Genomic DNA, 21,741 nt, shown 5'->3' with positions numbered 1-21,741 from the left:
AAAATATGGCGTACAATTTAATATGTTATAAAGTTTCCATGCAACCGGGGAAGTAGCGGTGCCCTGAACCTGCAATCCGCTATAGCAGGGGTGATAGTTTTCTTGAGGGATGTCCACTGTAGGGCTGCCCTTAGTAAGTGGCGTTGATGTCTGGGTCTTGCGCAACAGGACTCTTCGAACCGTGTCAGGTCGGAGACGAAGCAGCACTAAGGAGAATCTCCTGTGTGCCGCGAGGGTGCCTGGGCTGAGCTAACTGCTAAGGTAACGCTTATGGCGGCATTTCGAGAGAAAACTGCATGGATTTTTTTGATAAAAATATTTATAAAATTTTCAAAAAAATATAGCAAATCTATATAAAAGATGCTATCATAGATAATGATACTTTCTTTTTTTATGGGAAAGTTCTGGAGAAATGATATTTAGTAGGACTTCAGATATTCTGACAGTACGAAAGATACAAAAAAGGTAGATATCAAGGGGCGAACAGAGATGAACTACGCTGATGTAATTGAGTTTGTCAAAACGCAGACCGCGGAGAATGGCAGACCGCCAAATTATGAGTTTAGAAGTAGATTCGAGCATACAATGCGCGTGTACAGATGGGCGATCAAATTACAGTCTAAATTAGGCGGTGATTTGGATATTATTGTACTTGCGGCACTTTTGCATGATATTGGATGGGATGAGAACAGACCTCACGGAGAGGTTGGAGCAGAGATTGCAGTAGAATATCTTGACAGCATAGGAGTTGATCCGGAGAAGATTGCCAAGATCGGAGAGATCATTATGATCCATGAAGAAAAGGATACAGATGCAGACCTGTCATTGGAATGCCGTATCGTTATGGATGCTGATCTTCTGGATGAGGTTGGAGCTGTCAGTGTACTTTGGGATTCAATGGCTACAGCGCTGGAGGATGACGCCAGCTATAAGAGAGCATATTACAGAATTAAAAACTTTTACAGGATTAATAAACCGAAGATCAGACGTTGTAAAACCGATGCAGGAAGAGTGGAATACAATAAGCGTATGCAGCTTCTTGAAGAATTTATCTTTCAGTTGGAAAAAGAGCTATTTTAGATTTAATAGTGTAAAGGAAATGGGAGTGTTAATATGAAAACTTTTTTGAAGATATTAGTAGCAATTATCATTGTTGGAGCATTATGTTTTGGAATTTACTGTATTCTTCCGGAAACATCTCAGATGTATGTAAAGGGAAATATTCAGTACCGTACAAATGAAACAGCTAAGACTCAGGTTGATAAGATCAAGAAAACAAAGATTCCGGGAACTGAGAAGACATTCGGTGCAGGACTTGAAGGACTTTGTAAGAGCTGTGCATGGTACTATGAAGAAGAGGCAAATGGTGACTGGATGGTTACATTCTATGGTTCAAAGGCAACAATGGATCTGACAACAGCAGGTATGGATCAGATGTATACAGAACAGCCGATGAAGGTAACATTTACAGTTCGAAATAATTCTCAGGTTGATATCGTAATGGAGATCAAGGGAGATATTCTTTCTACAGATCAGGCGAAGACAGCCGCGTATGAAAAGATTGCAAATGCAGCGAAGTAATTTAATACATACCATATAAAAAACAGGCATATATCATTTTGATATGTGCCTGTTTTTTATATGCGTTATACCGGCATTTGGTAACTGCAAGCCAACTGGTGCAGCGAACAGTCTGTATTTGACTGCTGCTGTGCTTATTTGTTATTTACCAGCTCCTCAATCATGCCGACTATAATTGAAGTGGAATCTGTAAGATTGCTCTTCTTCATTGTTTCGATGTAAGTCTGTTTGTTGTTGTATACATCATCGATCGCAGCGAATAATGTTTCGGAGGATAATTCCTCTTCCTTTATCACATAGCTGTAGCCGCTCTTTTTGAAGGATTCCGCATTTAAGATCTGGTCGCCACGGCTTGCAGCAGCGGATAACGGGATCAGGATATTCGGCTTGCGAAGGGCAAGTAATTCACAGATCGCATTTGCACCGGCACGGGAGATCACGAGATCGGCAAGAGCGAGCATGCTGCTCAGTTCCTTCTTTATATATTCATATTGAGCATAGCCCGGCTTGTTATCTAAGCTGTGATCCAGATTATCCTTACCGCAGAGATGGATCACGTTGAAACGCTCCAGCAGTTTATCAATATTTTCGCGGATCGCTCTGTTGATTACGGCACTTCCTGAGCTGCCGCCAACGATCAGGATGACAGGCTTGTTGTCTGTAAATCCGCAGAAGTTGATCGCATCAACTGCATTTCCGTTGAAAAGCTCTTTACGGATCGGAGTTCCGGTCACAACTGCCTTGCCCTCCGGGAACATATCCTTTGTCTCCGGAAAGTTACAGCATACACGGGATGCCTTTGGAAGCTCCAGCTTATTTGCAAGTCCCGGTGTCATATCAGATTCATGGATGATGACAGGGATGTTGCAGGATTTGGCTGCAAATACGACAGGAACTGTTACAAAGCCACCCTTTGAGAACACGACATCCGGCTTCAGTTCCTTCATTAACTTCTTGGCTTCGCCCATACCCTTAATAACGCGGAATGGATCCGTGAAGTTCTTAAGGTCAAAATAACGTCTGAGCTTACCGGAGGAGATTCCATGATAAGGAATGTTCAGATCCTCGATCAGCTTACGTTCCATTCCGTTATAAGAACCAATATAATGGATATCATATCCAAGCTTCTGTAATTCCGGTATCAACGCTATATTTGGTGTAACATGTCCGGCAGTTCCGCCACCGGTAAGGATGATTCGTTTCATATATTTATGCCCCCTGAAGATAATTCTTAAGCGCCTTTGCTAACTGATCCGGACAGGATGTTGGCTTAAAGCTGCATGTTGTTCCTTCCAGTTTATCAATGACATCTTCTACTTTCATACCTTCGACTAAGGCACTGATACCTTTCAGGTTACCATTGCAGCCACCGGTGAAAGAAACATTTTTAACTTTTCCATCTTCTACTTCAAAATGAATATTAGTAGAGCAGGTTCCTTTTGTTTTGTAATCCATATTAAATTACCTCTTTTCTATTATAGTCCAAAATAACTATATACATTCTTAAATGGGTTCAAATCGAAACCAGTATACCAAAAATGAAAATAAAGGTAAACATTTGTCGTGTGATTTGGCTTGAAAAATCAAAAAAATCAAAACTATAATGGAACCACCCTGAATCCGGAGCGGGGTATCGGAACTGAAAACATGAAAAATTATTTGAAAAGGGGAAATGGTTATGTTTGGAACTATTTTGGAACAGAGTATTTTTTTGTATGTGATCGCGGCAACGGGAATATGTGGAATTGCAGCAAAGCTGATAATGAATGGATTTTTAAAGGGGCTGGTCAGAGAAGTCGGAAGTATGAAAAGTACAAAAAAGAAAGCACTGGTGGAGATACGAAAAAGGTACGAGGAGTTATCGTATCTTGATGTTGGTATCCGGGATACGAGATCGTTTGTCGAGAAATACATATATAAACTGAAGCTTGGTAAGAGCTACGTCAGCTCCTGGAACAGCTTCTGCAGTAATATGATGATCCTTGCCGCCGGAACAGGGCTGATCGGAACCTGGTGGGAATATCGGACAGGCAGTTCTATATTTGCAAGTACACAGATTGGCATGTGGGGCATTGTTGCATGTGGGGTTATGCAGATGGTCTACAACGTATTCAATACCCGGAGAAAATGTGAAATGCTATCAGCAGAACTTGTCAACTATATGAATAACAGCCTGGCAAACCGCCTGAAACGGGAACAGGAAAAACAGATGGAGAGCAGTAAACAGGAAGCAGAAGACAGAAGCCGGAGTGGTCTGAAACAGACAGCAGCGGCTATTATAGAGCCAAATGTGATCGATATTGATGCGGCACTGGCACAGATGGGAGAGCAGAAGGACAGACGGAGCGAGAAACAGACAGAAGCAGAGCGTAAAAAAGGACGGGAAGCGGATAGCAAGAAGAAAAACATGCAGGAGTCTGATCCTGCACGGGAAAGAATCACGGCAAAGTCGAAAAAAACAATGCGGGCAGAGCAACGCAGATCAGAGAAAAACCGGCGGCAGACGGCATCTGAAGAGCAGCAGCCTCTGAAACAGACCGCAAAGGCTGAAGAGCGGGAGGTAACGGAGGAACAGATTGCGGCGTGTGATGCATTATTTGACAAGCTGCTGCAGGGAATCAGTACAACCTGACAGGTATAGGTATAAACAGTAGAAGAAACAGCATATATTATATCCAAAATAACAATTGGAAGTGGTTGCAGTCAAAAAACTGTATGTAGTTTCGGGAATTATGATGTGTCTGTTTCTGACAGGCTGTGCCGGAATGGCAAAGAGCAGAGCTGGTAAAAACGGAAATGTAGCAACACCGGGAGACTGTCGGGTGCAGAAAGAGGGAAATCAGGAAGCTGATGGTTCCGGTGGACAAAATGACAGTACGGATGGACGAAAAGGAGGAAATGATAATGGAAGTGTAGAAGACCAGACAGAGGCGACGACGGAGGATATGACGCTGCTTCGGGATTATGATGCGGTCAGCAATAAGAAGTTTTCATGGTACATTGTACGGGATAAAAATCATGGGCTCAGTGACTGCGATCACAGTTTTTCGATCGAACAGTATGATGCATATTATGTGGATCAGGATGCAGGAGATGACAAGGTTATGTATCTGACCTTTGACTGCGGTTATGAGAACGGATATACAGAACAGATACTGGACACGTTAAAGAAGCATAATGCAAAAGCTTGTTTTTTTGTTACACAGACGTATATCAGGGATAATGTGGAGCTGGTAAAAAGAATGAAAGAGGAGGGCCACCAGGTTGGCAACCATACCGTTACCCATCCTTCCATGCCCGGTATCAGTGTGGAGAAACAGAAGGAAGAATTGCAGACCTGTGCCGATTATATGAAGGAGGCCACGGGCTACCGGATGGATCCGTATTTCAGACCGCCAAGTGGTGAGTACAGTGAAAGGGTACTCCAACTGGCAAAGGATATGGGGTATAAGACCATCTTCTGGAGCATGGCATATTTGGATTATGATGTAAATAATCAGCCGGGGAAGGATTATGTGATCGAGCATTTTGATAAATATTATCATAATGGAGCGATCCCGCTCATGCATAATGTGTCGGAGTCAAATGCGCAGGCATTAGATACGGTGTTGTCAAATTTAACAGAACTTGGTTACAGATTTGTATCACTTGATGAAATGTTCGAAAAATAGTTGATTATGGGGGTTCCTTTTGCTACAATTATCCATAGCTTTGAAAAATCATATAAGCAAGGAGAGATAATAAAATGGCAAAGACAGTAAGTTTCGATTTTAAGAATGTTGCTGGTATGGCTTCCGCTGAGGACATCGCAGCTATTAAGGAAGAAGTTGTTGCAGCAAAATCAACACTTGTAAACAAGACTGGTGAAGGAAACGATTTCCTTGGATGGATCGATCTTCCGGTTGACTATGATAAGGAAGAGTTCGCCAGAATCAAGAAAGCGGCAGCTAAGATCCAGTCAGATTCAGATGTTCTGGTAGTTATCGGTATCGGCGGTTCTTACCTTGGTGCAAGAGCAGCGATCGAAGCTTTAAGACACAGCTTTTATAATTCAGTAGATAAAGAGATTCGTAAAACCCCTGAGATCTATTATGCAGGAAGTAATATCAGCAGTACCTATATGGCACATCTGTTACAGGTGATCGGAGACAGAGATTTCTCTATCAACATTATTTCCAAGTCAGGTACAACAACAGAGCCTGGTATTGCATCCAGAATTTTCAAGAAGAAATTAATTGAGAAATATGGCAAAGAAGAAGCAGCTAAGAGAATCTATGCTACAACAGATAAGGCAAAGGGAGCATTAAAGACCCTTGCTACAGAAGAAGGATATGAGACATTCGTAGTACCTGATGATGTAGGTGGACGTTTCTCAGTTCTGACAGCAGTAGGTCTTCTTCCAATCGCAGTAAGCGGAGCAGATATTGATAAGCTCATGGAAGGTGCTGCATCAGCAAGAAAGGATTGCCTTGCAGAGAACTTCGACGACAGTGATGCTATGAAGTATGCAGCAGTTCGTAATATTCTGTACAGAAAGGGCAAGTCTATCGAGATCCTTGCCAACTTTGAGCCGGCATTACATTTCGTAGCAGAATGGTGGAAGCAGTTATACGGCGAGAGCGAAGGAAAAGATGGTAAGGGATTATTCCCAACAGCAACTGACTTTACAACAGACCTTCATTCATTAGGACAGTTTATCCAGCAGGGTTCACAGAACCATTTCGAGACAGTAATCAATGTGTTACATCCAACATGTGAGATCGTTATGGAAGAAGAGGATTGTGATCTTGATGGTCTGAACTACCTTGCAGGCAAGACAGTAGATTTTGCAAATAAGAGTGCTATGAACGGAACAATTCTTGCACATGTTGATGGTGGAATCCCAATCATCCAGATTAACATCGACAAGATCGATGAGTTCACATTAGGTGAGTTGTTCTACACATTTGAGTTTGCATGTGGTATCAGTGGATACACACTTGGTGTAAATCCATTTAACCAGCCAGGTGTAGAAAGCTACAAGAAGAACATGTTCGCATTACTTGGCAAACCAGGAAACGAAGAACTTGGCAAAGAGCTTCTTTCCAGAATCAATGGTTAATAAAGTTAGATAGAAGATGACGATAAGCCGGCGGCATACGCATGAAAACGCGGATGCCGCCGGTTTTCAAAATAGTCGAAAGGTTTATTTTGAAGCACATGAAGATAGTATTTTATATAAAACAGGTGTTGAAAATGGCGATGCAGCAGGTCTATCTGCCGATGCTCTACAAACGGTATGCCGGAAAGCCGGTCGAAAAGGGGCTGGTAATTTTTGCCGATGCACATCATGAGGATCTACCTTTTTCCATGAGAAAAATGTATGAAACACTGCAGGGAGATCCAGAGTATAAGAATGAAACGTGGGTCACTGATTTTGGAAAGATGGGATATGGCAGCCTGTTAAAATGGTTGAAGCAGTTTATGAAACGGTATGCGGCCGCCGAATATGTGTTTATCTGTGATAATTTCCTTCCGGTTTCTGCCTGCACAAAACGTCCGGAGACGAAGGTTGTGCAGCTCTGGCATTCCGGAGGACTGCTTAAGAAAAGCGGATATGATACGACGGAGGATATTCCGAAGATGTATAAAGGCGGTTCGGTTTACAAAAACTATGATCTGCTGACCGTCAGTGCACTATGCTGTGTGCCGGTATTTACAAAGACGATGCGGCTTGCACCGGGTGTTGTACAGGCAACCGGGATCAGCCGTTCAGACTGTTATTATGATGAAGCGTGGAATCAGGCAAACTGTGAGGAATTCTACCGGAAATATCCAGATGCAAAAGGGAAAAAAGTCATCCTGTGGGCTCCGACATTTCGTGGAAATGCAGCTATGCCGACGCTCTGTGGAATGGAAGAAATACAGAGAGCCATGAAAGAAACCTCAGACCGGTATTACTGGGTGATCAAGCTGCATCCGCATCTGGAAGAAAAGGGAATGAAGTCGAACTGCGATCTGCCATCCGAGAAAATATTTGCAGTTGCAGATCTGCTGATCACGGATTATTCGTCGGTATTATTTGACTATATGGTATATGAGAAGCCGTTTTTATTCTTTGCACCGGATTTTGATTCCTTTGACCATGCCAGAGGATTCTATGTTCCATATGATTCTTTCCCATGCCAGATCGTATCCGATGGAACGAAGCTGGTGGCTGCGATAGACCGGGAATTCACACAGAATCGGACAGATGAGATCCGGGAATGCCTGAAATACCATATGCAAATGTGTGATGGACAGGCAACGGAGCGGATTTTGGAGGTTGTGAAAAACCTATAGTTGAATTTTTTGTGAATACGTTATAATATTAATATATCTATGCAGAATGGGATAAGTATATACAGGAACATTCTGTGAGGGGATTGCCAGACGGCAGTCCGGTTTCATGAAAATAATTAGAGAAAAAAGGAGAAAACAGTAGATGAATATAGCAATTATTTTTGCAGGTGGAAGCGGAGTAAGAATGGGAGCAGGTGTCCCAAAACAGTTTCTTGAGATCAATGGAAAGCCAATTCTGATCCATACATTACAGTTATTCCAGTATCATGATCAGATCGATGCGATCTATATTTCTGTTCTGAAGGATTATATTCCTTATGTAGAGGATCTTGCAAATGAATATCACCTTACAAAGGTAAAGCATGTATTAGCAGGTGGAGCAACTTCACAGGATTCTATTTACAACGCACTTAAGATGGCAGAGTCAGAGTGTCCGGAGGATTCTATCGTGCTGATCCATGATGGCGTTCGTCCATATGTATCTTATGATGTTATTGCAAACAATATTGCAACCGTTAAGAAATATGGAAATGCGATCACATCAACAGCCTGCTATGAAACGATTATGATCAGTGAGGATGGTATCGAGATCGATTCCGTGCCACCAAGAAAGGATACTTATTCTGCACAGGCTCCACAGTCCTTCTATCTGAAGGATATCATTGCAGCACATGATGTTGTCCGCGCTACACCAACCGGTTATGAAGGAATGGTAGATGCATGTACGATCATCAGAAGCCAGAATATCGTTGCACATATCGTAGAAGGCAACAGAGGAAATATCAAGGTAACAACACCGGAGGATGTATACATGTTCCGTGCGTTATTGCAGTATAAGGAAAATGAGCAGGCATTTGGTCTTGGAATTACAAACAAGATTGATACCAGAATGAGTCAGTATAAGAAAGACAATGAGAAATAGATCATAGACTCACATACAAATATGAATAAAGACAGGGCATTTTTCAGGATGCCCGGAAAGGATTATCTCCATGAATGATAACAGACATACAGACACCAGACATGAAATATATTTACAGATGCCGCTTTATGTGATCGCATTATTTGTACTTTGTGATATCTGGATGCTGACGGTCAGTGTTGTTGCAGGAATTGTAGGGATCATATTTACTGCAGTGTACTCGGTTGTGGTGATAGTCCTTTATATTTCTTCCAGAGTGTCCAGTGAAGCCGCATATGCAAATCGTGCAATGGAAAATGGGCGGGTTCAGAAAGATCTGATCCGTGAGTTCCCGATTCCATATGCGATACTGGATAAGACAGGCAGGCTCGCATGGGTGAATGATGAATTTGCTCATATTACGAACACCAGCAAGCGGAAGCTGATGCGTCTGACTGCGATGCAGGTATTTGAGGGACTGCCCCATGAGATGATACCGGGTGAGTGTGATGAGCCGGTACATGCGGATATTGAATACGATGGAAAAGAGTACAGGGTTGAGATTAAGAATATCCGGGTAAATCCGGATGGACCGGTAGACAGTGTCCAGGAACAGGAGACCTCAGAACATGAGGAGGAAATGGAGAATCTGCCGGTTACAGAGGACCAGCCACAGGAGAAGAAAACGATCAAACGGAAAAAACATACAGGAGTTACAAACTTCACCGCTATGTATCTGTTTGATATGACAGAACGGAATAAACTGGCAAAAGAGAATGAAGAGCAGAAGCTGGTGACCGGTCTGATCTACATTGATAATTACGATGAGATATTTGATGACCTGGAAGAGGTAAGACATTCTCTGCTGGTTGCTCTCGTCGATCGAAAGATCAATAAATATATGGCAAACGTAGATGCCATTGTACGTTCCTTTGAGAAGGACAAGTACATGTTTGTCATGCCGAAAAAATATCTTCCACAGCTTCAGGAGAATAAGTTTGCGCTGCTGGATGAAGTAAAAGCAATCAATATCGGAAATGATCTTCCATTGACGCTTTCAATCAGTCTGGGCACGGAATATAAGAGCTTTATAGAAGATTTTGAAGCTGCCCGTTCTGCAATGGAACTTGCACTTGGACGAGGTGGTGATCAGGTTGTATTAAAGTCGAATGACAAGATCACTTATTACGGCGGACGTAGTCAGGGTACTGAGAAATCAACCAGAGTAAAAGCCCGTGTTAAGACCCTGGCATTCAAGGAATTACTGGAAACAAAAGAAAAAGTTATCATTATGGCGCACAAGAATCCCGATATGGATGCATTTGGATCGGCGATCGGTGTATACCGGATGGTAAATTCCATGAATAAGGAGGCACATATCGTAATCAATGAAGTGTCCTCTGCCATCAGTCCGATCTATGGTAATTTTACTGCCAACAGTATGTATGGGGATGATATGATCATCAACAATGAGCAGGCGATCGAGATGATCAATGCTGATACCATGCTGGTTGTTGTGGATGTCAATAATCCAAGTCTGACGGAATGTGAGGAGCTGATCTCCTATGCAAAGACGGTAGTTGTATTCGACCATCACAGACAGACCAAGGATGTCATTGCTAATGCAACCCTTTCTTATGTAGAACCATTCGCATCATCTGCATGTGAAATGATCGCAGAGATGTTGCAGTACATGGATGAAAAAATTAAGCTGCGTCCGTCCGAGGCGGATGCTATGTATGCCGGGATCCTGATCGATACGGATAATTTCCTGACAAAGACAGGCGTGCGTACCTTTGAAGCGGCCGCATATTTAAGAAGAAGCGGTGCGGATGTTATGCGTGTCCGTAAGATGTTCCGGAGTGATATTGATTCTTACAGACAGAAGGCAGATGGTGTCAGAAATGCCGAGATGGTTCTCGGAATGTTTGCGGTATCTGTATTTGAACCGAAAGAAGGTCCGGAGTCACCGATCGTATTGACAGCGAAGGTGGCAAACGAGATGTTAAATATAGCAGGCGTGCGTGCCTCCTTTGTCATTGCACAGCTTGGAGATGATGTTAAGATATCAGCCCGGTCGATCGATGATGTAAATGTACAGATCATCATGGAACGTATGGGTGGCGGTGGCCATGCGAATATTGCAGCCGCACAGTTTACGAATACAACAAAGGAAGAAGTAAAGGAACAGCTTGTCAATTTACTTGAGGAGATGTACAAGGAAGGAGATATTTAATATGAAGGTTATCTTACTGGAAGATGTAAAGAGTCTCGGAAAAAAAGGAGAGCTGGTAAATGTCAGTGACGGTCATGCCAGAAATTATATCATCCCGAGAAAGCTGGGACTTGAGGCAACACCTAAGAACCTGAATGATTATAAGTTAAAGAAAGCGCATGAAGAAAAGGTTGCAGCAGAGAATCTTGCAGCAGCAAAGGCGCTGGCAGCAGAGCTTGAAAAGGCATCTGTAGCCGTCGGTATCAAGGTAGGAGAAGGCGGAAGGGCATTTGGTTCTGTATCCTCCAAGGAGATCTCAGATGCGATCAAGAGCCAGTTGCATTATGATATTGATAAAAAGAAAATCGTGCTGAAGGATGCGATCAAAGCAATGGGAACATTTACTGTTAAGATCAAGCTGCATCCACAGGTACAGGCAGAGCTAACAGTAAAGGTAGAAGAGGCTGACTAATGGAAGACGCATTTATCAGGAAGAAACAACCATATAACCTGGATGCAGAACAGTCAGTTATCGGTTCTATGATCATGGATCGTGATGCGATCGTAGACGTATCGGATATACTTACGAAGGAAGACTTTTACAGTGCACAGAATGCGATTCTGTATGAGAACATGATCGAGCTGTTCAAGGAAGGAATGGCGGTCGATCTGATCACGTTGAATAACCGGCTCCGGGAGAAGAATATTCCGGAAGATGTGGCGGGTATGAGTTATATTGCAGATATCATAGCCGCAGTGCCAACCTCGGCAAATGCCAAGTATTATGCGAAGATCGTAGCAGATAAAGCGGTGCTTCGCCGTATGATCAAGATGTGTGAGGATGTTGAAAAGGACTGTTATCTGGATACGGATGACGTGGATGGTCTGCTTGAGACAGCAGAGAGTGGGATCTACAAGATCGTACAGCAGAGAAACGGTGCAAATGATTTTGCGTCGATCGATTCGATCGTATTAGATGTTATCGATCAGATCGAGGCAGCATCCAGACAGAACACCAGAGTTACCGGTGTGCCGACCGGGTTTATCGATCTGGATAATATGCTGACAGGTCTGCATGGATCGGAACTGATCCTAGTAGCGGCTCGTCCTGCTATGGGTAAAACTGCATTTGTCTTAAATATCGCACATCATGTAGCTGTAAAGAAGCGTATTCCGGTTGCAATATTCAGTTTGGAAATGTCGAAGGAACAGTTGGTAACACGTATGATCGCGCTGGATTCACTTGTTAATTCACAGAAGATCCAGACGGGACAGCTTGTAGATGATGAATGGGATAAGATCATGGAGAGTACAGAGGTTATTGCTGATGCTCCGATCTTTGTTGATGATAATTCTGCGATCACGGTAGCCGACCTGCGTTCCAAATGCAGAAAATTAAAACAGAACAACGACCTGGGTCTTATCATCATCGACTATTTGCAGTTGATGAGCACGAACAAGCATGTAGAGTCCAGACAGCAGTTTATTTCTGATACATCGCGAGCATTAAAGGTGCTTGCAAGGGAACTGAATGTTCCGGTTATTACCCTGTCACAGTTGAACCGTGCAGTTGACTCCAGACCGGATCATAAGCCGGTGCTTGCCGATCTGCGTGAATCCGGTGCAATCGAGCAGGATGCCGATGTTGTTATGTTCATCTATCGTGATGATTATTACAATCCGGATACCGAGAAAAAAGGTATCGCTGAGATCATCATCGCAAAACAGAGAAAAGGTGCGACAGGTTCCGTTGATCTTGTATGGATGCAGGATTACACGAAGTTTGCAAATAAAGAGCACCCGCAGATGTAACGGATCAGAAAAAAGATATTAATACGGAATGTATAAATATAAATCGAGAAAGAAAGTCCGAATAAATCGGAAGATCAGAGGAGAAAATTAAAATGGTAGTAGAACCAAGAGTAAAGGATTATATCTGTACCACCGCTCATCCGGTTGGTTGTGCAGAAAATGTAAAGAATCAGATCAAGTATGTAAAGGCACAGCCAAAGGTTGAGGGACCAAAGAAGGTACTTGTGATCGGAGCATCGACCGGATATGGACTCGCTTCCAGAATCGCAGTTGCATTTGGCTATGATGCAGATACACTTGGTGTTATGTTCGAGAAGGAATCCAATGGAAGAAGAACAGCGACTGCAGGCTTCTATAATACAAGAGCATTTGAAGAAGAAGCAAAGAAGGATGGGCTGTATGCAAAATCCATCAACGGAGATGCATTCTCACTGGAGATCAAACAACAGGTAATTGATACGATCAAGGCAGATCTTGGAACTGTCGATATGGTTATTTACAGCCTTGCAGCACCAAGACGTGTAACGCCGGATGGACATAAGTATTCTTCTGTACTTAAGACTGTAGGTGAGGAGTATTCCAATAAGACTTTAGTTCTGAAGGACAATACAGTAACAATGGCACATATCCCGGCAGCAACCGAGGAAGAAATCGAGAACACCATCAAGGTTATGGGTGGTGAGGACTGGATCGACTGGATGCAGGCATTATCAGATGCAGGTGTTCTGGCAGAGCATGTGACAACTGTTGCATATTCTTATATCGGACCAAAGATCACATTCCCAATCTATGCGGAAGGTTCGATCGGTATGGCAAAGAAGGATCTGTACAGATCAAGTGATATCATCAATGAGAAGTTTGCAAATGTTACATCTTATATTGCAATCAACAAGGCACTTGTAACACAGTCCAGTGCAGCAATTCCTGTTGTTCCGTTATACATCACGCTGTTATATAAGCAGATGAAGGCAAAGGGTGTTCATGAGGGCTGTATCGAGCAGATGGCAAGACTTTTCCTTGATAAGATGGCTGGAGAAGCAGAGACAGACGAGAATGGATTTATTCGTATGGATGACTGGGAAATGGCAGATGACATTCAGGAAGCAGTTGCAAAGAACTGGGATGCGGTTACCAGCGAAAATGTAAAAGAGCTTGCAGATATCGATGGATACTGGGATGAGTTCTACAATATGTTCGGATTTAAGATCGATGGTGTAGATTACAGTGCAGATGTAGATATTATGTAAGGAAACAATTGTGACAACAGACGGGTTCATCGGAAGGTGGATCCGTTTTTTACTTTATTCACAAAATATGTTTTGTAAAAAAGCGTTCCGGTCAGGTGTGAAAATCACAAGGGTTTGGGCAAGGGTTTGGTTTTTATGTCTGAAAGGTTTGCTATACAAAAACAGGAATAAATAATATAATCTATAAGCGTCAGGGTTATGGGGGTATGTATGAAACAAATGAATAACGAGATAATTTATCCACGATCGGAAGAAGAAGTGTTGCTGATTTTAGCGACAGCAAAAAAAGAAGGCCATCTGCTAGAGATTATTTTTGATGAGTTTGTGAAGAAACCATTTTCCATGCCGGTACTTTGGGGGTGCCGGGCATATTTCTACGGGCTGAAAAAAGAAGAGCTGTCAGCACATCCGGTTCTGTTTACTCATCTTGCATTGCTATCTGCTATGGATGGGGACTTGAGTCAGGCAAAAGCATATGTACAGTTTATGGGGAAGACACCGCGGCTGGTGAAAATGGATACATATGATATGATGGATATTTGTCGTATCAAAACAGAACTTGTCATGCCATATATAAGTGATGCAATGTTTTTTCGGATCGTAAACTTTCTAATTGAAGAAGAACTGGTGCCTGTGATGGGTCTTACGCTTTCAGCATGCAGACCAAGTATACTGAATGGTTTTCGCGACTTTACAAGATATGGCAAATATCTGAAAAAAAGCAAGGACGAGATAACAGAAGCCGCATGCCGATTATATGGTGGAAGTGTTGGACAGAAAGTGTATGAGATCATGCTGGCAGAGTGGTATTATCAGAACAATAATTGTTTTGAGGCACTGATTCTTGTGACCGGAACGATTCCGTTGATCGAGCAGGAGAAGGATATGCGTTGTCTGTTTGTGGCACTTGCACTTCAGATGAAGATCCTTTTGGTAAATGGACAGACAAAAGCTGCACGTCCTTTGGTGGAAAAGATTCGGAAACGGATACAGATTACGGGGTGGGATGAATTAACTTCAAGTCTGAATGCGATCGAATGTCTTGGTGCCTGTTATGATGGGCGACTACAGGATGTAGAGCGTTGGTTAGATGATATAGCACCGGATGAGAATAAGGGCATCTTCATGATGGATATGTATGCATGGATGGTTAAGGTGCGATGTTATATACAGACAGGCAAATATATGGCTGCCTATGTATTGACACACCAGCTTATTGCATTGTTGATTCCGGGCAGACGTTATATGGATTTGTGTGAATGCTATATGTTGTCAGCTATCATATATTATAAGATGAAGAATATGGAAGGCATGTGTGAGGAGCTTTCCAAGGCCATTGTGCTTGCAAAAAGGTGCGGTTATATCAGACTGCTTGCGGACACAGGCAATTGTATGGTACAAATGCTGGTAATTTATCAGAAAGAATATGAAGAAGATTCCTTCATAAGTGAGATTAAGGAACTTGCATATTCGGTCGGTACTTATTTCCCTGATTATTTAAAATCTCCATATGAATATTATGAACCTCTGACTCAGATGGAAGAAAAAGTCTTTCGTTTGATGGCACAGGGCTTAAGTAATGATGATATTGCACGACAACTGGGCAAAAAGACGGGAACTGTGAAGTTCCATAGCTGTAATATCTTTCGTAAGCTGCAGGTTCCGACGCGTCAGGAGGCAGTCGAACGCGGTCGGGAGATTGGTCTGTTATAAAACAGACGCTTTAATATATAAGAGCATTTGGCTCTTTTATATAGAAAAATAAAAAGGAGGAAATAAGATTGAAACAGAAAATTAAATTTGTGAAGCGTTTCATGTCAGTGGTAGTGGCTGCAGTTATGGTGTTTGCAACGGTTGCAGGTATCGGTAACTTTTTTCCGAATATAAAGTCGGAAGCGGCGACACGTCAGACGCTGTATATCTGTGATATTAAATCCGGTGGATTTAGTGCCAATTATGCAGGATATACAAGACTGTCTAGTGATGGAAATGCGGGAAATGTAAACAGGGGATGTGGTAAAGGTTCAGATGAATACATCTGGGTAAAGACGACCACAGATCCGGCACAGGCATATACAAGGATATGGTCTGTATGGCAGAATAATTCAGGTACTTCAAGCAGTCTTGACGGATATAGCGTTGAGAGAAAGACGGGTGACCTGAATGATGGTGTAGGTTCAAAATCCGGTTATATCTACATCTATGCAACAAAGGACAGGAATGCTGGAGATCCAATCTCATCACTTGGTATCTGGAATGACACTGATAAAAAGCTGCAGTATGCCGGAGGAAATTCAGGAAGCAGTCTTAAAAGCCAGAATGCAGAGAGGGTCGAGAATGTTGACAGCAACTGGAACAAGATTGATGGAGATCTCAATAAAAATGCCGGAGGTGCATATATTTATCTTTATTGTAAGAGAGCACCTTATGTGATTCCGAATGATATAAGGATTACTTTTGATGGTGAATATCATAGAGGATATGTAGAGTCAAAGACATCCGGTGTATCGATCTCATATGATAATACCGGTATGTATCAGGTAGGAAGTAATACTACAAAATATGCGGTGTCAAAATCCGGTATGGAGACAGCGTATGGTACATTTACAAATACGATCACTGATCCATATGGCTATGACAAATATACGAAGCTGGAGGAAGGACTCTGGCTTGGAGTAAAGAGCACAGCGGAAACAGCAACAAAAGATGACTATTCTTATTCGGAGACGGATGGACTTACGATCAAATCTGATAAGGAGATGATCCTGTTCGGAACAAAATCCGGTAAGGTTATGAAGGGTCAGATCAAGGCAGCAGGGGATATTGATGTGAATCTTGCGATCCGTAGTCTGACGATCACACGGAATACTCAGGGGGCAGCGATCACAGTAAATCCGGCAGAGGGTAAGACCGTGACGATCACTGCTTACGGAACAAACAATCTGACATCATCGGGAGCTTATGCAGCGATCCAGAAGAATGGAAGCGGTAAGCTGGTACTGACTTCTACGACGAAAGGTACTATAAATGCAACTGCCGGTAACAATGCGACATATGGAGCAGCCGGTATCGGTGGTGGTACAGACAAAACCTTAAAGGTTGTTTCAAATATTGAGATAAATGGAAATGTAATTATAAAAGCAAGGGGATCACAGCCATCAAATGAAAGCTATGCAGCATATGGAGCAGCCGGTATCGGTTCTCAGTACAATATGCCGGTTGATGGCATCCGGATCTCAGAAAATGCAGACGTAACAGCAATTGGTGCAAACGGAGCAGCCGGTATCGGTTCCGGTGCAAATGCTGATGCTGCCAATATCGAGATTGCAGGCGGAATCGTAAATGCAACAGCGGGAAGTGGAACGATCGGTTCTAAAAATATTGGCGGAGCCGGTATTGGTTCCGGTGCTTACATAAATGATGAAGCAAAGCTTGCTTCCGGTATTACCATTTCAGGAGGAACTGTAATAGCGACCGGTGGAGACGGCGGAGCCGGTATCGGTTCCGGATCTGATGTAGAAGCAACAGAGATTAAGGTAACAGGCGGTGTTGTAAAAAAAGCAACAGGCGGCACAGATGCAGCTGGTGTTGGCTCGGGAGCAAATGCAAAGGTATCATATATTATGATATCAGGTGGAACTGTAACAGCAGTTGGTGGAGCAAATGGAGCCGGTATCGGTTCCGGTCTGGCAGGTGCAGTCTCCGATATTTACATTTCAGGAAATGTAGCTGTAACGGTAACAGCAGGAACAGACGGAGCCGGTATCGGTTCCGGTAAGAATGCATCCGTTGATAATATCAATATTTATTTAGAGTATGCAGGAAATCTGACTGTCGATGGTACAGAAAACGGAGCCGGTATTGGTTCCGGAGCAACAGATACTGTATCAGAGGCAACAAATATTAATATTTCAAATACAGGTTTTATTAGTATCAGAGCAAGAGGAAATGGAGCCGGTATCGGAGCCGGTCTGAATTCAGAGACAAGGGATATTAATATTATCGGCGAGGTCGTTGAGACAAAAGGAAAGCTTATAGTTATTGCTGCAAATGGTCCGGCAATTGGTGCTTATGCAGGAGATGTTAAGAACGTAAATGTCTTAACAGATGCAACAGTCAACCTTAGTGCTGAAAATGGTATTGCAGTAGGAGCACTGAATGGCTCATCTGCTTCTGATATTACAATTATCGGTGATAATATCTGTGGAGCAAAGGCAGAGGATGTTCCTGTTCTGGGAACTGTTTCTAATTCTGTTCTGTTCGTAGGAAAGACATATGAGGTTTATGGAACAGCAACCATTCGCAAGAGTACACATATTAAAGCAGGAACAACATTAGAATTACCGTCATCATCCAAGTTGATCATTCCTAAGGACGTTGAACTTGTAGTTGATCCACAGCATGATGATGTACTTCCGGGTGCACTTGTCTGGGCAGCTGACAGTGATGCACAGTTGATCATCAATGGTACTTTAACAGTTAAGGGAACAATGGCGATGGATTCCGAATATGGTATCATTGTATTGAATGGTTCTCTTAATCTGGAAGAAAATGCTAATATTTATGGTAAGTTCTTTATGAATGGTAAATATACCGGAAATGGTGTTATCACAAAGGGAAAGAATCAGACTCCGGAGGAAGGGGAGATTGCAGTATACCTTGAACTGGATATTGATGATGGTGTAACCTACAATGCAAAGGGAAATCTTGCAGAGAACCAGTTGATCATTGATGAGTCCAGCCTGGAGGATACTACTACCGGTACATATGCAATTAATAACATTGTTGCACATGACGGATTCCAGATCACAGATATCCTGTTGGATGGCAAGTCCATTATAAATGACAGCAGTTATGTTACAAAGAATCAGGAAACAGGAGAGTACAATGTAGTATTATCGGTATCTGAATATCGTGGTGAGACGATAAAATTTGCAGTTAAAGCAAAATCAACCGTAGAATCGATCAGCATCGAACGTTTCCCAAATAAGACAGCATTTGCCAAAGGGGCAGAGTTTGATCTGAATGGTCTGAAGGTAGTAAAGACATATAAGAATAAGAAGACTGCACCGGTTGATATTGATAAAGAGCTGAAGGTTACAGGCTATGATATGAACAGCGTTTCTGCACAGACGGTAACACTTCAGTATATTGCAGATGACAGATACAGTGATGATATTACAGCATCCTATGAGATAACTGTATTTGATTTTGCAGGCTTAAATCAGGCAAAGACCACACTTACTGCGGGCGGCGAATCATTTGTTGCTACAGATGTAGATAATGAGGAGCATGTTGTTAAGTTTGCATTAGGTAAGAATGTCGGTGATATCTCAGCACTGAAGGATAAGATCCGTCTTCAGGTACAGGGATTTACCAATACAGTTGGTCAGATCGATTTTGTATCAAGTGAGGTAGTCGGACAGAATGCGGTTGAGGCAACATATGTAGCAGATATATATGTAGATAAAGCAAAAACAGTAGTGATCCAGTATACAATAGTGATCACACAGCCAACCTTATACTATGATCTTGCAGAGGCAGCAGTAGCAGTAAATGGCGAATATACCTATGATGGAACGCAGCAGACACCGGATAAGGAAAATATCGAAGTTACAATCAATGGCGCAGTTGTTCCGGACGATCAGTATACGGTAGAGTATGGTGAGAATGTGAATGCCGGTACCGGTAGACTTACGATCAAGGGTGATGGTATTCATACTACAAACAGTAAGGAAGCAACATTTACAATTGCAAAAGCGAAGCTTACGGATATCGATGCACTTGTAAGATCAAATGAATTTACAGTTCAGAATGATGTAAAGCATGAGCTTCAGATAGAATTTGGCGAGATCGAAGGCCTTGCAGCAGATGAATATACTGTATCTTATAAGAAGATATCCGATCAGTCAAATATCGTGGCAAATGTATCAAACGGAGTTATCACGACTGCTTATGATACATCCTATTCAAAGGCAGGAACAGCAGAAATCGCTGTTAATGTAACAATTAAGGATAGTGCAGTAAACTACTATGCAGATTCTGAATTATCACATTCCATAAATGTTACATTAACAAAGTATGTAAAGGGAACCAGTATTACGATCACTTCCGATTCTGATGATTTTGCGTGGGATGCATCAGCCGGTGAATATAAGGTGACGCTTTATAAGGGCGAGAAGATCTGGATCGATGCCAAACTTAACGATGGATCAACAGATGTTATTGATTATAAGGTTGCAGAAGGCGACGAAGAGATAGCTGCTTGTGATGGAATTACCATTTCTGCGTTAGGCAAGGGATCGGCCATTATCACTGCAAGTACAGGTAAGGGTGCTACAACAAAGAGGATTGCAGTAACGGTTCTTCCAACTACCAGACTTGAATTAACCGGTACGGAGACTTATGAGAAGGTATTTGGCGATAGCGCATTTACACTGGATGTGGCTTTGAAGGATGCAGCGCTTGAATCCAAGCTCTCTGCATTACGGTATGTTTCGGCTGATCCGGAGGTTGCTGCTGTAGATGAGACTGGTAAAGTTACTATAACGGGATGCGGTGAGACTACAATTACAGTAACATCCTATACAGAAGAAAGAGCATATACATCTGACGAATATGTAGTAATAATCAAGGTTAAAGCACCACATACGAAACATATCAAAGATAATGGAACAAGAGTTGAGCCAACCTGTGAGAAGAATGGTTCGATCACCTATAGATGCACCGAGTGTAATGAGGTTATGGCCACCGAAGAGCTGAAGGCAACCGGACATACATGGGATAAAGGAAAGGTTACAACACAGCCAACTACAAAGACAGAGGGTGTAAAGACATATACCTGCAGTGTCTGCAAAAAGACAAGAACAGAGCCAATCGCAAAACTTCAGGAACCGACACCGGTGAAGCCAACACCGGAAAAACCAATAGTAAAACCGCTCAAGAAGGGGGATGTGGTTTCTGATGACAGTAAAGCTGCAAAGGTTCAGGTTATAAGCACATCCAAGAAAACAGTTGCATATAAAGCACCTGTAAATAAAAAGGCTAAGACTGTCAGCATTCCGGCAACCGTGAAGATCAGAGGTAAGAAATACAAAGTAACACAGATCTCAGAGGGTGCTTTCAAGAATAATAAGAAGGTAACAAAGGTTACAATCGGAAGCAATGTTAGTAAGATTTCCAAGAATGCTTTCAATGGAGCAATAAAACTTAAAACCGTTACTATGGGACAGAACGTAACGGAGATCGGAGCATATGCATTTAAGGGCTGCAAAGTTCTTACCGGTATTACGCTTCCGGCGAAGACAACGAAGATCGGAGATCAGGCATTTAGCGGATGTAAGAAGCTGAAGACAATTACAATTAAGTCTTCAAAGATTACATCAAAGAAGCTTTCTAAAAATGCATTTAAGGGCATCACAAAGGTTACTACGATTAAAGTACCAAAGAAGAAGGTTTCCTCTTATCAGAAGCTGTTTAAGAGCAAAGGCTTATCTTCCAAGGTCAAGGTAACAAAATAAAAAATATATAATAACAAGAGTGGGGGCGCCGTTTGTGGTAGGAATATCACAGACGGCGTTTTCGTTTTATCTGGACAGTATGAGTCAAGGTGAAAAAAATTTTTAAAAAAATTTGAAAACTTTAAAACCTTTTTCCATTTGCCC

15 protein-coding genes and 1 other RNA gene are annotated in these 21,741 nt (G+C 42.4%); 14 read left to right on the top strand and 2 right to left on the bottom strand.

What is annotated here, in order from left to right:
* Positions 1–36: 36 nt before the first annotated feature.
* The 3 genes from ffs to DWY07_RS05005 all read left to right on the top strand — a co-directional run bounded on the left by ffs (position 37) and on the right by DWY07_RS05005 (position 1,581).
* Positions 37–300: signal recognition particle sRNA large type (gene ffs, locus DWY07_RS05015), an RNA gene on the top strand.
* Positions 301–489: 189 nt separating this feature from the next.
* Positions 490–1,080, top strand: coding sequence for an HD domain-containing protein (locus DWY07_RS05010; RefSeq protein WP_021944638.1), 591 nt, complete (start codon positions 490–492; stop codon positions 1,078–1,080).
* Positions 1,081–1,113: 33 nt separating this feature from the next.
* Positions 1,114–1,581, top strand: a complete 468-nt coding sequence (locus tag DWY07_RS05005; protein ID WP_021944639.1) for a hypothetical protein — start codon at positions 1,114–1,116, stop codon at positions 1,579–1,581.
* Between the two features lie 134 nt (positions 1,582–1,715).
* On the opposite strand, the gene DWY07_RS05000 is transcribed toward DWY07_RS05005, so the two are convergent.
* Positions 1,716–2,786, bottom strand: a complete 1,071-nt coding sequence (locus tag DWY07_RS05000) for an undecaprenyldiphospho-muramoylpentapeptide beta-N-acetylglucosaminyltransferase (RefSeq protein WP_117822389.1) — start codon at positions 2,784–2,786, stop codon at positions 1,716–1,718.
* Between the two features lie 4 nt (positions 2,787–2,790).
* Positions 2,791–3,036, bottom strand: a complete 246-nt coding sequence (locus DWY07_RS04995; protein ID WP_008402427.1) for a TIGR03905 family TSCPD domain-containing protein — start codon at positions 3,034–3,036, stop codon at positions 2,791–2,793.
* 223 nt (positions 3,037–3,259) lie between these two features.
* Here DWY07_RS04995 and DWY07_RS04990 point away from each other — a divergent pair, with 223 nt between their 5' ends.
* From DWY07_RS04990 to DWY07_RS04940, 11 genes are all read left to right on the top strand, one after another.
* Positions 3,260–4,213 (top strand): hypothetical protein, encoded by a 954-nt coding sequence (locus DWY07_RS04990; RefSeq protein WP_117822388.1) that lies wholly within the window; start codon positions 3,260–3,262, stop codon positions 4,211–4,213.
* Between the two features lie 133 nt (positions 4,214–4,346).
* Positions 4,347–5,252 carry a polysaccharide deacetylase family protein gene (locus DWY07_RS04985; RefSeq protein WP_242997306.1) on the top strand — a complete coding sequence of 302 codons (906 nt, stop codon included), beginning with the start codon at positions 4,347–4,349 and terminating at the stop codon, positions 5,250–5,252.
* Positions 5,253–5,326: 74 nt separating this feature from the next.
* Positions 5,327–6,682 carry a glucose-6-phosphate isomerase gene (locus DWY07_RS04980; protein WP_008402430.1) on the top strand — a complete coding sequence of 452 codons (1,356 nt, stop codon included), beginning with the start codon at positions 5,327–5,329 and terminating at the stop codon, positions 6,680–6,682.
* A 134-nt stretch (positions 6,683–6,816) separates the two neighbouring features.
* Complete coding sequence (locus tag DWY07_RS04975; protein WP_181983885.1) at positions 6,817–7,902, top strand: CDP-glycerol glycerophosphotransferase family protein; 1,086 nt, start codon at positions 6,817–6,819, stop codon at positions 7,900–7,902.
* 142 nt (positions 7,903–8,044) lie between these two features.
* Positions 8,045–8,824 carry an IspD/TarI family cytidylyltransferase gene (locus DWY07_RS04970; RefSeq protein WP_021944644.1) on the top strand — a complete coding sequence of 260 codons (780 nt, stop codon included), beginning with the start codon at positions 8,045–8,047 and terminating at the stop codon, positions 8,822–8,824.
* Positions 8,825–8,894: 70 nt separating this feature from the next.
* Positions 8,895–11,039 (top strand): DHH family phosphoesterase, encoded by a 2,145-nt coding sequence (locus DWY07_RS04965; protein WP_117822386.1) that lies wholly within the window; start codon positions 8,895–8,897, stop codon positions 11,037–11,039.
* Position 11,040: 1 nt separating this feature from the next.
* Positions 11,041–11,490, top strand: coding sequence for a 50S ribosomal protein L9 (rplI, locus tag DWY07_RS04960; RefSeq protein WP_021944646.1), 450 nt, complete (start codon positions 11,041–11,043; stop codon positions 11,488–11,490).
* Positions 11,490–12,830 carry a replicative DNA helicase gene (gene dnaB, locus DWY07_RS04955; protein ID WP_021944647.1) on the top strand — a complete coding sequence of 447 codons (1,341 nt, stop codon included), beginning with the start codon at positions 11,490–11,492 and terminating at the stop codon, positions 12,828–12,830. Before rplI ends, dnaB begins: the two co-directional genes overlap by 1 nt.
* A 92-nt stretch (positions 12,831–12,922) precedes the next feature.
* Positions 12,923–14,077 carry an enoyl-ACP reductase FabV gene (gene fabV, locus DWY07_RS04950; protein ID WP_117808051.1) on the top strand — a complete coding sequence of 385 codons (1,155 nt, stop codon included), beginning with the start codon at positions 12,923–12,925 and terminating at the stop codon, positions 14,075–14,077.
* Positions 14,078–14,287: 210 nt separating this feature from the next.
* Complete coding sequence (locus tag DWY07_RS04945) at positions 14,288–15,790, top strand: LuxR C-terminal-related transcriptional regulator (protein ID WP_181983884.1); 1,503 nt, start codon at positions 14,288–14,290, stop codon at positions 15,788–15,790.
* A 68-nt stretch (positions 15,791–15,858) separates the two neighbouring features.
* Positions 15,859–21,597, top strand: a complete 5,739-nt coding sequence (locus DWY07_RS04940; RefSeq protein ID WP_117822384.1) for a leucine-rich repeat protein — start codon at positions 15,859–15,861, stop codon at positions 21,595–21,597.
* Positions 21,598–21,741 lie beyond the last annotated feature (144 nt).

It is taken from the genome of Clostridium sp. AF23-6LB (assembly GCF_003461085.1).
Taxonomy (GTDB): domain Bacteria; phylum Bacillota; class Clostridia; order Lachnospirales; family Lachnospiraceae; genus Coprococcus; species Coprococcus ammoniilyticus.
Note: the sequence above shows the minus strand (reverse complement) of the source record. Positions and strands in the feature narration are given on the sequence as shown.